The organism is Acinetobacter yuyunsongii, assembly GCF_041021915.1.
Taxonomy (GTDB): domain Bacteria; phylum Pseudomonadota; class Gammaproteobacteria; order Pseudomonadales; family Moraxellaceae; genus Acinetobacter.
This window is the reverse complement of sequence record NZ_CP157435.1, coordinates 2,661,157-2,676,112: the sequence shown is the minus strand read 5'-3', so window position 1 is coordinate 2,676,112 and position 14,956 is coordinate 2,661,157. Positions and strand designations below refer to the sequence as shown.

General features: G+C 37.9%; 11 protein-coding genes and 1 pseudogene. All 12 read left to right on the top strand.

The features are described 5' to 3' along the window. Window positions 1-14 precede the first annotated feature (14 nt). The 12 genes and pseudogenes from aroB to tfpZ all read left to right on the top strand — a co-directional run bounded on the left by aroB (window position 15) and on the right by tfpZ (window position 14,894). Window positions 15-1,097 carry a 3-dehydroquinate synthase gene (gene aroB / locus ABLB98_RS12835; RefSeq protein WP_004660157.1) on the top strand — a complete coding sequence of 361 codons (1,083 nt, stop codon included), beginning with the start codon at window positions 15-17 and terminating at the stop codon, window positions 1,095-1,097. 19 nt (window positions 1,098-1,116) lie between these two features. Beyond that, complete coding sequence (locus ABLB98_RS12830) at window positions 1,117-1,983, top strand: hypothetical protein (protein ID WP_348882394.1); 867 nt, start codon at window positions 1,117-1,119, stop codon at window positions 1,981-1,983. Window positions 1,984-2,446: 463 nt separating this feature from the next. Next, window positions 2,447-6,925 carry a glutamate synthase large subunit gene (gene gltB, locus ABLB98_RS12825; RefSeq protein ID WP_348882393.1) on the top strand — a complete coding sequence of 1,493 codons (4,479 nt, stop codon included), beginning with the start codon at window positions 2,447-2,449 and terminating at the stop codon, window positions 6,923-6,925. 71 nt (window positions 6,926-6,996) lie between these two features. Next, the gene (locus ABLB98_RS12820; RefSeq protein WP_087547375.1) at window positions 6,997-8,418 is read left to right on the top strand and encodes an FAD-dependent oxidoreductase; all 1,422 of its coding nucleotides are present in this window, start codon (window positions 6,997-6,999) and stop codon (window positions 8,416-8,418) included. A 41-nt stretch (window positions 8,419-8,459) separates the two neighbouring features. Next, window positions 8,460-8,663 (top strand): annotated as a pseudogene (locus ABLB98_RS12815) (hypothetical protein); the annotation flags it as partial. A 180-nt stretch (window positions 8,664-8,843) separates the two neighbouring features. After that, on the top strand, window positions 8,844-9,434 hold the full coding sequence (locus ABLB98_RS12810) for a LemA family protein (RefSeq protein ID WP_005156567.1): 591 nt from the start codon (window positions 8,844-8,846) through the stop codon (window positions 9,432-9,434). Between the two features lie 37 nt (window positions 9,435-9,471). Then, a complete protein-coding gene (locus ABLB98_RS12805; RefSeq protein WP_348882392.1) occupies window positions 9,472-10,527 on the top strand; it encodes a TPM domain-containing protein in 1,056 nt (351 codons plus the stop codon). Continuing rightward, on the top strand, window positions 10,521-11,081 hold the full coding sequence (locus ABLB98_RS12800; protein WP_348882391.1) for a TPM domain-containing protein: 561 nt from the start codon (window positions 10,521-10,523) through the stop codon (window positions 11,079-11,081). Before ABLB98_RS12805 ends, ABLB98_RS12800 begins: the two co-directional genes overlap by 7 nt. A gap of 393 nt (window positions 11,082-11,474) precedes the next feature. After that, window positions 11,475-11,822 (top strand): prepilin-type N-terminal cleavage/methylation domain-containing protein, encoded by a 348-nt coding sequence (locus ABLB98_RS12795; RefSeq protein WP_348882390.1) that lies wholly within the window; start codon window positions 11,475-11,477, stop codon window positions 11,820-11,822. A 482-nt stretch (window positions 11,823-12,304) separates the two neighbouring features. Continuing rightward, window positions 12,305-13,606, top strand: a complete 1,302-nt coding sequence (locus tag ABLB98_RS12790) for an O-antigen ligase family protein (RefSeq protein WP_369028871.1) — start codon at window positions 12,305-12,307, stop codon at window positions 13,604-13,606. 181 nt (window positions 13,607-13,787) lie between these two features. Further along, window positions 13,788-14,141: a prepilin-type N-terminal cleavage/methylation domain-containing protein gene (locus tag ABLB98_RS12785; RefSeq protein WP_348882387.1), complete on the top strand. Its 354-nt coding sequence runs from the start codon at window positions 13,788-13,790 to the stop codon at window positions 14,139-14,141. Window positions 14,142-14,165: 24 nt separating this feature from the next. After that, window positions 14,166-14,894, top strand: coding sequence for a TfpX/TfpZ family type IV pilin accessory protein (gene tfpZ, locus ABLB98_RS12780; RefSeq protein ID WP_249570981.1), 729 nt, complete (start codon window positions 14,166-14,168; stop codon window positions 14,892-14,894). The last annotated feature ends 62 nt before the right edge of the window (window positions 14,895-14,956 follow it).

Here is a 14,956-nt window from a genome sequence, read left to right as displayed (position 1 = left end):
GTTGGTCTAATTTTATGCAAACACTACATGTTGAATTGGGTGATCGTCGCTATCCTATTTTTATTGGAAGTAATTTAAATCCCAGAGATTTGCTAGCGCCATATATTCATGGTCGACAAGTGATGTTGGTTTCCAATACAACCGTCGCACCATTATATTTGCAACATTATGTTGATGGATTGCGCCAGTTAGATAAACAGATTGCACAATGTATTTTACCCGACGGTGAGCAATTTAAAGACATTGAACATTTGAATTTAATTTTTGATGCGCTTTTGGAATCAGGTTTTAATCGTGATTGCACAGTGCTTGCATTAGGTGGTGGAGTCATTGGTGATATGGCTGGTTTTGCATCAGCTTGTTTCCAGCGCGGAGTGAATTTTATTCAAGTGCCAACTACATTATTATCTCAAGTTGATTCAAGTGTGGGTGGGAAGACAGGAATCAATCATCCTTTAGGTAAAAACATGTTGGGTGCGTTTCAGCAACCTCAAGTTGTATTAGCGGATATGGCACAGCTTGATACTTTACCAGATCGTGAACTTTCTGCTGGTTTGGCTGAAGTGATTAAATATGCATTACTAGGTGATGTGGATTTTCTAGTATGGTTAGAACAGAATATGGATGCGCTTGTTGCACGTGATGCGAATTTACTCGCAGAAGCAGTCTATCGCTCATGCGCACATAAAGCTAAAATTGTGGCTAATGATGAAAAAGAGCAGGGCGAGCGTGCACTTCTAAATTTAGGGCATACTTTTGGGCATGCAATCGAATCCTATCTAGGTTATGGGGTATGGTTACATGGTGAAGCGGTTGCAACAGGTATGGTCATGGCGGCAGATTTGTCACACCGTCTAGGTTGGATATCTGCTGAAGATGTTGAGCGTACAAAAAGAATTATTCTACGTGCCCATTTACCGATATCATGTCCACAGATTCCACTCGACGAATTTTTGGCTTATATGTCGCATGATAAAAAAGTGCTCAATGGCCAATTACGTTTGGTTTTACTTAAAAAGTTAGGCCAAGCGATAATTACCAAAGATTTTGATGTGGATTTAATGAAGCAAACGATTCTTGCGAACCAATCTTCATAATCAATATATTGAGAAAAATATGCTTATTTCTAGATCAATCTGGCAAAATATTCAACAATACAGCTGGCTCACGCTTGCAATTGTATGCTTGATTGCTGCATTGGTCTTTTGGGGAGTTACTGATGGAGATGCTTTGGTTGAGGTAGATCAACCAGCTAAAACTGAAGTTCAAATTCAACCTGAAAAAGTGACTGCAACTGCTCATCTAGGTGCCTTTTCTAATGAGGTGAAACCGCTAGATTTAACAACCAGAGTTGTTGTTTCTAATGAGCATGCACCAGAATTTCGTGGCACTAAATTTATTAAAGAAAATCAGCAAAAATGGACGATGGAAATTTTTCGTAGTTCAGATGAAGCAATTGTTAAAAATTTTTTGTTGAGTCGATTAGATCGGAAAAAGTTTATTTATTTCCGCTTAACTGGGGAGGATCAGGCAGAACAATATGTTCTTGCTTATGGTATGTCACCGAATATGGAGGAAGTAAATCGTCAGTTTGCTCAATTGAATTTGGTACTTCCGCAATCCGTGCAACCTAAAGCCCAGCAATTATCAAAATATGCAGAGTTTGTGAATGATTTAGGGTTTGATGAATTAAAAACAGCGACAAATCAGCTTTATGATATTCAGTTAAAACCCGCAGCGCTACCTAAAGTGGACGAGAGTTTGTTGGCTGCAGGGGCGGTGGTTTCACAAGGCAGTTTGGGTGTTAGTTCAGAAAAGCCAGCAGTTGATCCTGCAATAGCAACTCAGACAACAGTCACACAGCGTGATGCTCAAGGTAACGTGGTAAACGTCAAACAAAGCCAATCTTCAACACAAAACCCTGAAAAATTGAAAGAAAATTCAGATTCTTCTAAACGCGATGTGGTAGATCCATTCAATTAGTATTGCACTAATTTTGAACATTATTAGCGCCTTTTTAAGGCGAAATGAATTATTTTGGTGCAAAAAAACCTGATAAGATATAGCTTTAGCCTATTATAAATTAAGGTTATTTTAATTTTTTTAATGATTTAGTAAATTTATAATTAATTGGTATGTTTTTTGCTTCCTTGTGGTGCTAATTTATCTGCTCATTGCACTTTTTCACACTAAACACCCAATTAATTTAGTGAAATGGAAAGTTTTTGTGCTTTACAAACATTGGTGAAGGTGTAATAACTGAAAACACTTTATATGCTTGAGTACGCTGTTTCTTCTTAAAGAAAGGCGTATATTGCAAATCCGCCAGGAAAAATGTTTTTGCGAAGCATTGAACTTTATATGAGTTGATCGGCAATATCGCAGAAAATGAATTGATTGTTTGTTGCTCGAAAGAGCCATGTTGAAAGAAGGGTACGCTATGCACATGCCATCGCCTAATACTGTAGCTCCCGCTCAAGGCTTATATCAGCCTGATGAGTTTAAGGATAACTGTGGTTTTGGTCTGATTGCCCATATGAAGGGTGAATCAAGCCATCATCTGGTCGAAACTGCGATTCACAGTTTAAGTTGCATGACGCACCGTGGTGGTATTGCCGCGGATGGTAAAACAGGAGATGGTTGCGGATTGTTATTGGCAATGCCAAAACAATTTTTCCGTGAAGAAGCTCAGAAGCTAGGCAGTAATCTAACTGAGATTTTTGCTGCAGGCACAGTATTTTTGAATATTGACCCTGCTTTAGCTCAAAATGCAAAGAACATTTTAAATAAAGAAATTGCAGCAGAAGGTTTAACGGTTGCGGCATGGCGTGTTGTACCAACAAATAATGATGCTTTAGGTGAAATTGCATTGCAATCACTCCCAGCATTTGAACAAATTTTAGTGAACTGCCCAATGGGTTTGACTGAAGTTGAATTTAACCGCAAGTTATTTTTAGCTCGTCGCCGTGCAGAACAACAATTACAAAACGACCCATTATTCTATGTGACCACACTTGCAACAACTGTTATCACATATAAAGGCTTAATGATGCCAGCAGCAATTGCTGACTTCTATACCGACTTAGCTGATGAACGTCTAAAATCGCATATTGTGGTATTCCATCAGCGTTTCTCAACCAATACTTTGCCACGTTGGCCATTGGCTCAGCCATTCCGTTATCTTGCGCATAATGGTGAAATTAACACCATTACAGCAAACCGTAACTGGGCACTGGCTCGTACGCCAAAGTTTGAAAATCCATTACTGCCAGGTTTAACTGAGTTAAATCCGATTGTAAACCGTACTGGTTCGGATTCATCAAGCCTAGACAATATGCTTGAAATTCTTGTTGGTGGCGGAATGGACTTATTCCGTGCACTTCGTATGTTGGTTCCACCAGCATGGCAGAATGTTGAAACTTTAGATGCTGATCTACGTGCATTCTATGAATTTAACTCTAAGCATATGGAAGCTTGGGATGGTCCAGCAGGTCTTGTGATCCAAGATGGTCGTCACGCGATTTGTATGTTGGATCGTAATGGTTTACGCCCTGCACGTTGGGTGATCACCAAAAATGATTACATCACGCTTGCATCAGAGATTGGTGTATGGGGTTATGAACCAGAAGATGTTGTGTCTAAAGGTCGTGTTGGTCCTGGTCAAATTTTAGTTGTAGATACTTTGACAGGCAAAGTGCTTGATACGAAAGATGTCAGCAATCACCTTAAAAACATGCGTCCGTATCGTGAATGGTTGCGTGACCATGCGATTCGTTTGAAAGCAGATCCTCAGCTTGAAGAACAATTGAGTGATCAGGGTTTAACTGGTGATGCATTAAAAGCGGCTCAAAAAATGTTTATGGTGACATTTGAAGAGCGTGATCAGATTTTGCGTCCAATCGCAGAAAGTGGTCAGGAAGCTGTTGGTTCAATGGGTGATGATACGCCAATGGCAGTCTTGTCTCGTCAAGTTCGCCATGTATCAGACTATTTCCGTCAACAGTTTGCGCAAGTGACTAACCCACCAATCGATCCATTACGTGAATCGATCGTAATGTCATTGGAAACATGTTTGGGTCGTGAGCAAAATGTGTTTGAACAGGGTCCTGAACACGCTGACCGCATCATTATTTCAAGCCCTGTATTGTCACATTCAAAAATGCAGCAGCTTCGTGATGTTGAAAAAGAACGTGCGGGTTATGCTGTTGCTGATATCAATCTGAATTATGCAGAAACCGAAGGTTTACAAGCCGCAGTTGCACGTATTTGTGAAGAAGCTGCACAAGCTGTTCGTGATGGTAAAACTTTAATCGTTTTGACCGATAAAAATATTCGCGAAGGTTTCTTGCCAGCAAACTCAGTATTGGTAACTGGTGCAGTACATCATTACTTAATTCAAGTTGGTTTACGTACTGATGCAAATATTTTGGTTGAGACAGGTTTCGCACGTGATCCACATCAATTTGCAGTACTACTAGGTTTTGGTGCGACAGCAATTTACCCGTATTTAGCTTATGACGTGATTAATGATTTGGTTGCGAAAGGCGAATTATTGGGTGATCCAATTTATGCGCAAGCAAACTTCCGTAAAGGGATTGAGAAAGGTCTATTAAAAGTACTTTCTAAAATGGGGATCTCGACAGTTGCTTCTTATCGTGGCGGCCAACTGTTTGAAGCAGTAGGTTTGTCATCTGAAGTCGTGGATAAATGTTTCCTTGGTGTACCAAGCCGTATCCAAGGTGCGACTTTCGCTGATTTAGAAAATGACCAGAAAAAATTGGCAAGCACAGCTTGGTCAAATCGCAAGCCAATTGATCAGGGTGGTTTACTCAAATTCGTATTCGGTAAAGAGTACCATGCGTTCAACCCTGATGTGATTAACTCATTGCATAAAGCGGTTCGTTCAGGTCAATATCAAGACTTTAAAGAATATGCTGAGCTAGTAAATAACCGTCCAGTTGCTACGATTCGTGACTTATTCAAGTTAAAAACAACCGATTCGATTGCGATTGATCAAGTTGAAACGATTGAAGAGATTCTACCTCGTTTTGATTCTGCGGGAATGTCTTTGGGTGCATTATCTCCAGAAGCACATGAAGCAATTGCAATTGCGATGAATACGATTGGTGGTCGTTCGAACTCTGGTGAGGGGGGTGAAGATCCTGCACGTTACGGTACGATTCGTAACTCGAAAATCAAACAGATTGCATCAGGTCGTTTTGGTGTAACTCCTGCGTACTTAACCTCTGCTGAAGTGTTGCAGATTAAAGTGGCACAGGGCGCGAAACCAGGTGAAGGTGGTCAGTTACCAGGTGGTAAAGTGAATGGCTTAATTGCACGTTTACGTTACTCAGTACCGGGTGTGACTTTGATTTCTCCGCCTCCGCATCATGACATTTACTCAATTGAAGATTTGTCACAATTGATCTTTGACTTGAAGCAAGTCAATCCTCAAGCGATGGTATCGGTAAAACTAGTATCAGAGCCAGGTGTTGGAACGATTGCGGCAGGTGTGGCAAAAGCATACGCTGACTTTATTACCATTTCAGGTTATGACGGTGGTACAGCAGCATCTCCACTTTCATCGATTCACCATGCGGGCTCGCCTTGGGAATTAGGTTTGAGTGAAGCGCATCAAGCCCTTCGTGTCAATGACTTGCGTGGTAAAGTTCGTGTTCAAACCGACGGTGGTCTAAAAACAGGTCTAGACGTAATCAAAGCAGCAATTTTAGGTGCTGAAAGCTTTGGTTTCGGTTCTACACCAATGATCGCGTTAGGTTGTAAATATCTTCGTATTTGCCATTTGAATAACTGTGCAACTGGTGTCGCAACACAGCAAGACCATTTACGTCAAGAGCATTATATTGGCGAACCAGAAATGCTGATCAACTTCTTCAAGTTTATTGCTGAAGAAACACGTGAATGGTTGGCTGCTTTAGGTGTTGCATCACTCAAAGATTTGATTGGTCGTGTTGATTTGCTTGAGGTTTTACCAGGCGAAACTGAAAAGCATGCGCATCTTGATCTGAGTGCATTATTGACATCACATCCTGCTGCTGAAGGCAAAGCTCAGTATTGCCAAGTTCAAGGTAATGCACCATTTGATAAAGGTGTTTTAGCTGAGAAAATGGTGGCTGAGATGTTACCAGCAATTGAAGCAGGTACAGGTGGTTCGTTTAACTTCACCGTTGGTAACTGTGACCGTTCGATTGGTGCGCGTATTTCTGGTGAAATTGCACGTCGTTATGGCAACTTGGGTATGGAAAACAGTCCAGTAGTCATGAATCTTGTAGGTACTGCTGGTCAGTCACTTGGTGTTTGGAACGCTGGTGGTTTGCATATCAAACTTGAAGGTGATGCAAACGATTACGTGGGTAAAGGTATGGCGGGTGGTCGTGTGTCGATCTTCCCACCAAAAGGTTCACCATTCCAAACGCAAAATACCGCGATTATTGGTAACACCTGTTTATATGGTGCGACTGGCGGTAAGTTATTTGCTGCTGGTACTGCGGGTGAGCGTTTCGCTGTTCGTAACTCAGGTGCTTTTGCAGTCATTGAAGGAGCTGGCGATCACTGCTGTGAATATATGACAGGTGGTGTGGTAACTGTCTTAGGTAAAGTTGGTCATAACTTTGGTGCGGGTATGACAGGCGGTTTCGCTTATGTACTTGACCTTGATAATGACTTTGTAGACTACTACAACCATGAGCTGATTGACCTAAATCGTATCTCGACTGAGGCGATGGAAGATCATAAAGAAAACCTCCTCCGTATTCTTGATGAACATATTCAAGAGACAGGAAGTGCTTGGGCATACAAAATCCGTAATGAGTTCGACTTCTATAGTCGTAAGTTCTGGCTTGTAAAACCAAAAGCTGCTAATTTGCAAACGCTTTTGAAAACAACCCAAGCTGATCCACAATAATTCCACGACTGCAAAGACATAGGCAGGTGCAGAGGTGAAGGACACCACTGCGCCTACCCACGGAGAGAGACATGGCAGAACGCCTCAATAATGACTTTCAATTTCTGGATGTACCACGTCAAGATCCAGAGAAAAAAGATATTACTGTCCGCAAAGCAGAGTTTGTGGAAATTTATAAACCTTTTACAGCGGAAGTGGCTGCAAACCAGACTCACCGTTGCTTAGGGTGTGGTAACCCGTATTGTGAATGGAAATGCCCAGTACATAACTATATTCCAAACTGGTTAAAGCTGATTGCAGAAGGTCAAATTTTCCAAGCGGCTGAACTTTGCCATCAAACCAATACCTTGCCAGAAGTTTGTGGTCGTGTTTGTCCGCAAGATCGTTTGTGTGAAGGTGCATGTACCTTAAATGACGGCTTTGGTGCAGTCACGATTGGTAATGCAGAAAAATATATCAATGATACCGCATTTGCTTTAGGCTGGCGTCCAGATATGTCTGGCGTGAAATGGACGAATAAAAAAGTGGCCATTATTGGTGCGGGTCCAGCAGGTTTAGGCTGTGCTGATATTCTTGCCCGTGGCGGTGTGAAACCAGTTGTATTTGATAAACGCCCTGAAATTGGTGGTTTACTTACATTTGGTATTCCAGAATTTAAAATGGAAAAAGATGTGATGAAACGTCGTCGTGAAATCTTCACGGGGATGGGTATCGAATTCCGCTTAAATACTGAAATCGGTGTTGATGTAACGATTGAACAACTCCTTGCTGAATACGATGCCGTATTTATGGGGATGGGAACTTATACCTACATGAAAGGTGGTTTCCCTGGCGAAGATCTTGATGGTGTTTACGATGCCCTAGATTTCTTAATTGCTAACGTCAATCGTTGCCAAGGTTGGGAAAAAGATCCAAGCGAATACATCAGTGTTGATGGTAAGAAAGTGATTGTTCTTGGTGGTGGTGACACTGCAATGGACTGTAACCGTACTTCATTACGCCAAGGTGCGCATGATGTGACATGTGCTTACCGTCGTGACGAAAGCAACATGCCGGGTTCTGCGCGCGAAGTGAAGAATGCCTATGAAGAGGGTGTAAAATTCCTATTCAATCGCCAACCGATCGAGATTGTGGGCGAGAATGGAAAAGTGACTGGTGTTAAAGTGGTCACTACCCAAATGGGTGAGCCTGATAGCCGTGGTCGTCGTAGCCCTGAACCTGTTCCGGGTTCTGAAGAAATTTTACCAGCAGATGCGGTATTACTTGCATTTGGTTTCCGTCCAAGTCCTGCTGATTGGTTTGGTTCTGCAAATGTAAGTTTAGATGGTTCAGGTCGTGTCGTTGCGGCAGAACAACAAGAATTTAAATTCCAAACATCTAATCCAAAAATCTTCGCTGGCGGAGATATGGTGCGTGGTTCTGACCTTGTTGTGACTGCAATTTGGGAAGGCCGCCAAGCAGCAGAAGGTATTTTAGATTATTTAGGTGTCTAATTCATCTTTATAGTTTGATTGCGATAAAGCCTGCTCAAGCAGGCTTTATTTTTTTCATCTTATTTTTTGGTCTTGGAAAAATGTTTATTCAACTGATTCCAGAATACTTGTCTTATTATCAAGCAGATTTTCATCCTGCGAAACATGACTATACGAAATTAGTGAATTATTGGAACGCACGTATGGTAGATGAGTATCGTATGGTCAGTTTTCAAGAAGAAAAATTTTCAAAATTATATAGTTAATTCATTTTTTACAAACATAAATGTTGTGCTTAACAAGGCATTACTCAAGGTCATTCAGTAATGTCTTTTTTATTTAAATACGTATAAAGTAACTTTAATAAATGTTACACAGCGAACAAAAAATCACATTACAATGAATTATTGCAAAAAATATAAAGAAAAACCTGAGGATAAATTTTTATGAAAATGATCAAACACACCGCTTTGGCAACCGTATTGGCAAGCACATTGTTATTCACAGGTTGTGGATATAATACTTTACAAGTGAAAGATGAAGCTGTGAGTGCTTCATGGTCTGAGGTGCAAAACCAGTATCAGCGACGTGCTGACCTTGTTCCCAATCTTGTCAATGTGGTTAAGGGCTATGCTAAACATGAAGAACAAGTCCTCACAGAGGTTACGCAAGCTCGTTCCAATGTGGCAGGTTTAAAAGTAGATAAAGAAGTTTTAGAAGACCCAGCACTATTCGAAAAATATCAACAAGCACAAAGTCAATTGACAGGTGCATTATCTCGTTTAATTGCGGTTTCAGAAAATTATCCAGATTTAAAAGCCAATGAACAATTCCGTGATTTACAAGCACAATTGGAAGGTACAGAAAATCGAATTGCGGTTGCTCGTAATCGCTATATTACGACCGTGCAAGATTACAATTCATATGTGCGTCAGTTCCCACAAGCAATGACAGCAAAAGTCATTGGTATGAAAACCAAAGAGAACTTTAAAGCAGAGCAATCTGCGCAACAAGCGCCAACAGTTTCATTTAATTAAGATTTGAAATTGTTCTTGATGGGTTTGGAGTTGCCATATGTTGGAAGAAATTAGACAAAAACTTAAGCAGCTTTCGGCTGTTCTCATGATTGTTTTTGTAACACTATTTTTTCAACATACAGTTTGGGCTGAGGTTGCAACTGCAACAGATGAAACTGATTTAGTTGTTGCAGGTAAAATGATTCAGCAGCCACAACAAAATCAATCACAACCAAACACTACAGCACAACAAACACCTATTTTACCGCAAGTTGCCAATGATATGGCTGAGGGTGAATCAATCCGCGGTTTACCGACATTAAATCAGCCCATCATAGATCAAGCCAAAATATTAAGTGAGGCGGAAACACAGCAACTCAATCAAAAAATACTGACGTTGTATCAGCAGGGTAAAGCTCAGATTGGGGTGATTATTGTACCCACCACAGGACAAGAAGCTATTTTTGATTTTGCTTTACGTACAGGTGAAAAATGGCAATTAGGTTCTGCTAAACGTGATAATGGTTTGTTGATGGCAATTGCAGTCAATGATCGCAAAATTCAGATTCTAACAGGCTATGGTCTCGAAGGTGTTTTACCTGATGTGGTACTGAGCCGCATTATTCGTAATCAAATTACACCCTCTTTTAAACAAGGTCAGTATGCTCAAGGAATTTCATCAGGTTTGGATGAGATTAGCCGTATTGTGAACCTTGACCCAGAAATTGCACAACAGGCTGCCCAAGAATTAAAAGACCGTCATGAACAAGCTTTACGTGAGCAACAAGCGAAAGATAATACGCTAACTATGGCGCTATTCATCCTTATCGCTGGTGTTGTCGGTTCATTCATTGTTGGCAACCGTTTAAGTGCCTCCACTGCGGCAGTAGCTGCAACTGTTGCGGGACTAGTCAATGGTGCTGGTCTTGTGATGAGTCTGTTATTAGGCATCGGAATTTTCTTTCTACTGATTACTTCATTGGCACAGCTTATTTTTCAAGCTTTTCTATCTGGAGGGGGGCGAGGTAGAGGAGGTTTTGGTGGCGGCAGTGGAGGCGGTTATAGTGGCGGCGGTGGCAGCTTTGGCGGGGGAGGAGCATCAGGCTCATGGTGACAAAGACGGATACAACGGAAATCATTACGCAATCGAAACTGGAAGAATATGCACGACCTAGTCTAAAACGTTGGTTCAAACATTTTTTCTATATTTCTTCTGCACATCGTTTTTTTAATAAAAAAGACCGCTTAGAGATTGCACAAGCTGTTCAGCAAGCCGAGAAAGGGCATGTCGGTGAAATTCAAGTGGTAATAGAAGGCCATATACCCTGTTCACAGGCTTATCATCAAAACACACGGCTACGTGCTCAGCAGCTATTTGCCGAATTAGGTGTATGGGATACTGAATTGAATAGTGGAGTTTTGCTTTATTTGAACCTTTGTGAGCGAAAAGTTGAGATTGTGATTGATCGTGGTCTTAAAAATGCGACTCAAACTGAGATTTGGAATCAGATTTGTCAGCGTATAGTCTATCAACTTGCTCAAAAACAACATCTAGAAGCCATCAAAAGCGGAATTGGTGAGATTGGTCAAGTGTTAGATCATTATTATGTTCATTCTGAAGCGGATAACAAAAATGAATTGCCAAACGAGCCTGTCATTCTCAATTGAGTTATTGTGTATTTTGAAATCTTTATGTAGTTAATTTTGATGAAGAAGATGATATAAATCCTATATTTTAAAATATATCCTTTTATCTTCCGATAAACGGTTGCGTAAATATTCATAATTTTAATGTGATTTATTTCGCTCAATTTTACGCCTCTTCGATAGAAATCATGCTTAATCGATACGGGGTTTGAAAATAAGTCGTGAAAGGTGACGTTTTTTGTCATTTTTTGCCATAAAGAGTGATAATTGCATTAAAACTAATCTGTAATAATATTCTTTTAAGTCTCTGTTTTTTTGAGTTAAAATTGGATAAGCTAAGGATTGGCATAGAACATGCTAAATACTAAGTAGCTGAAAACGGCTTATAAAAATTTAATACATTGGAGAAATGTTATGAACACAATGCAAAAGGGTTTTACTCTTATCGAATTGATGATCGTTGTAGCGATCATTGGTATCTTGGCTGCAATTGCGATTCCTTCATACCAGAACTATACAAAGCGTTCAGTAGATGCTCAATGTAAGTCAACTGGTAAAAACTTTGCAACCGCATGGAATTTATCTGTGTCTGATCCAGAAGGGAAAACATCAGCGCCAGTAGCTACTAATTATAATACAGCGAACTGTGTAATTACTGCACCTACTGGTACTGCAACTACATTTACTATCGCTGTTACTAAAGGTACGGGTACAACAATGACATGTGACTGGACTAAAGGTACTTGTGGTGATCCAGTATAAACATTAGTTATAATAAAAGCACATATTTATTATGTGCTTTTATTTTTTAAAATTAAAAGATATGTGAAATAAAAGATGTATATAAATATTCATAAAATATTAAGTCCTAACACATTGTTAATTAAAAAATCATTAATACTTTTTGTAATATTTTTTTTTTCGTATGCTCAATCTTAAATTCTGAACATAATCTACCATGGGTAAGTTATACATCTGAAAAGTATTGTTTTATTTCATTTGCTTTTCTTTGTTGTTATTTCCTAATATCTTCACAAAAAATATTGTTGCCTATCATAATTATACCGATAGGCTTGATGGTTTTTATTCCTGTTATTCAATATCTTTTTGGTGTTATTGTTTTTTTTGAAACAATGTTTTTTTCCTCAATGTATTTGTTTTGTTTTTTTTGCGCTGTATTAATAGGTTATAATTTTAATGATAGGTTGTTGTTCAGTCGTTTAGTATGCAATATGTTCTTGTTCGTGGGTGTGATATCATCATGTATTGTTATTATTCAGTGGTTAGATTTTTATAATTTACAGCCTTATATAATAAAGATACAAACTGGTCGTCCATATGCAAATTTGGGTCAGCCAAATCAGCTCTCTACTATTCTTATTATAAGTTTATGTTCTTTGTGGTACTTGTATGAGTATGAGAATAAGAAAATATATAACTATATAGCTCTTTTATTATTGTTTTCTATTGTTTTAACTCAATCTAGGACAGCATGGTTAGTCTTTTTATGTTTAGTAATATATTATTTTTTAGTAAAAAAAAGAGTTAATTTTTCATTGAAAGTTAGAGCAATTTTTTTATACATCATTTTCTTTGTCTTTAGCTTAATTTTTCTTCCATATTATAATTCTATTTTAGATTGTTTTAATATAGGTTTGAAAACATCAACTTTTTATGAAAGAATTACTACTGGATACTCTAGATTAGATATATGGGAGTATCTATATCATGCTTTGTTAGAAAAACCATGGACTGGTTATGGTTGGTATCAGACACAGATTGCTAATGTTTCTGGTATGGGTAACGCTCCAACAAAGATGGTTTTAGATAGCTCACATAATATCGCCCTGGATATTTTAGTTTGGACTGGACTTATTTTGGGTATAATAATTCTATTATATTACTTTTTTTTATTTTTATCTATTTTTAAGTCGTTGAAAACCAAGGAGTCTATTGTTTTTTTTGCAATGATTCTATCAATTTTGATACATGGTTTTTTAGAGTACCCACTTTTTTATTCTTATTTTCTTTTACCTATGGGGTGGATGATTGGCTTTGTTTTAAATGAAAATAAACTTAGATTTTTTTATTTAAATAAAATTATTGTATTGTTTTTAATTTTAATTTTAATTTTTTCTATGTTTCTTGTTAATTTTGGTTATAGTTATATGTATAATAAAAAAATAGAAGCCTTAATGAAATTGGATAGAAAGGAAAAAATTTATTATACAGATAAGCAATTGAAGATAAATTTTTTTATGGAGGAAACTATATATGATAGAACTAACTTTATTATTTACTGGGTGAAATTTAATCCATATACTAAATTGGATGATAGTAAGCTTATATCTTTGAAAAAATATGTATTTGCAACAGCTACAAAGCAAAATTTGACAAAATATGCAATATTATTGGCATATAATGAATACCAAAATGAAGCAATAATGATTTTAAAAATAATAGAGAAATTATACGGTCAAAGAATAGACTATGCTCAGCTTTTGGACCATAGGATGTATCATAAGGTCTGTAAGTTTTGTGATTAAAACAGTAAAACCGAATAATAGGCTTTATATGCCATTAAATGTCAATTTTATATGCCATTAAATGTCAATTTTATATAAAAATTAGCATTTTGAAACTTTTTTAAAATGATGAAGACATATAAAACAATAGTTTATGTTTGGCATGTTATTTGAATAAGAAAATATAAAGTGGGGGGACGTAATGGACAGAGAAGGTGGATTTAGTCTGATAGAAATGATGGTTGTGGTTGCAATCATTGGAATTTTAACATCCATTATGATCCCTGCTTATAGCAGTTATCAAAAAAAGACAAGTATTAAAGCATGTTTATTTGAAGTAAAGCGCTATAGTAACTTAGTCTATGTTGATTTATTTGACCAAAATGATAGTACAACTCCTTTTCCTCCAACAATTAATGCTTGTGAATCTATAACAGATGCTTCAACTATGGATGAGAATAATATTCAAAAAATTGTTGGTGTCGTAAAACGGTATTCTGATGTAAAGATAGAATGTGATCTTCAAAAAGGATCCAAATGTATAATTGTTGAATAAATTTAATTTAGTGGTTTTTGTGTAATGTCTAAACGTATTAGATTTTTTTTAGGGCATTTATTAGTTTCTATTTTGATTGCATTATGTTTAAGTGTAATAGTATTTTACTATTGGTATCCATCACCATTAGCTAAAGCTGTTGGGGTCACTCAATTATTTTGCATGTTATTAATCATTGATGTGATCATTGGTCCCTTACTTGGTTTGTTGGTCTATAAAGAAGGGAAAAAAACATTAAAGTTAGATATTGCAACGGTCATTGTCGTACAAATCGCTGCTTCAGGATATGGTTTCTATACGATCGGTCAAGGTCGCCCAGCTTGGATTGTTTACAATAACTTGAGTTTTGTAGTTGTAAAGAATAGCGATATCGAACCTAAGTATTTACAGAAAGCTGAAACTAAATTTCAGCAACCATCTTGGTTGCATCCAAATATAGTAGCCATACAATCCATTTATACGAGTCAGCAAAAACAGTCTCTTGATTCCCTTAGTCAAGAACGTAACAATGCAATGAACCGACATCCAGCATATTATACTGATATAGAAAATGTGAAAGTACGTTTGCAAATGAATGCCTATCCAATTTCTATGTTGGAGCAATATAATGATAAGCAAAGAGTGCTAGATATTTTACATAACTATCCAAATGCGGATGCATGGCTACCTCTTTCGGCTCCAGTACAGGACATGGTTGTATTAATTAATAAAGAAAAAGGCGAAGTTGTTAAAATTGTAGACTTGCGACCATGAAAGTAAATCAATGCAAGTTAATTCATTATTAGGATTTGTTTAAATGAGCTTCGATGTATAAT

Excerpts from the sequence above, each read along its gene's own strand:
- aroB (WP_004660157.1), top strand. The coding sequence starts at position 15 with ATGCAAACACTACATGTTGAATTGGGTGATCGTCGCTATCCTATTTTT.
- ABLB98_RS12830 (WP_348882394.1), top strand. The coding sequence starts at position 1,117 with ATGCTTATTTCTAGATCAATCTGGCAAAATATTCAACAATACAGCTGG.
- gltB (WP_348882393.1), top strand. The coding sequence starts at position 2,447 with ATGCCATCGCCTAATACTGTAGCTCCCGCTCAAGGCTTATATCAGCCT.
- ABLB98_RS12820 (WP_087547375.1), top strand. The coding sequence starts at position 6,997 with ATGGCAGAACGCCTCAATAATGACTTTCAATTTCTGGATGTACCACGT.
- ABLB98_RS12810 (WP_005156567.1), top strand. The coding sequence starts at position 8,844 with ATGAAAATGATCAAACACACCGCTTTGGCAACCGTATTGGCAAGCACA.
- ABLB98_RS12805 (WP_348882392.1), top strand. The coding sequence starts at position 9,472 with ATGTTGGAAGAAATTAGACAAAAACTTAAGCAGCTTTCGGCTGTTCTC.
- ABLB98_RS12800 (WP_348882391.1), top strand. The coding sequence starts at position 10,521 with ATGGTGACAAAGACGGATACAACGGAAATCATTACGCAATCGAAACTG.
- ABLB98_RS12795 (WP_348882390.1), top strand. The coding sequence starts at position 11,475 with ATGAACACAATGCAAAAGGGTTTTACTCTTATCGAATTGATGATCGTT.
- ABLB98_RS12785 (WP_348882387.1), top strand. The coding sequence starts at position 13,788 with ATGGACAGAGAAGGTGGATTTAGTCTGATAGAAATGATGGTTGTGGTT.
- tfpZ (WP_249570981.1), top strand. The coding sequence starts at position 14,166 with ATGTCTAAACGTATTAGATTTTTTTTAGGGCATTTATTAGTTTCTATT.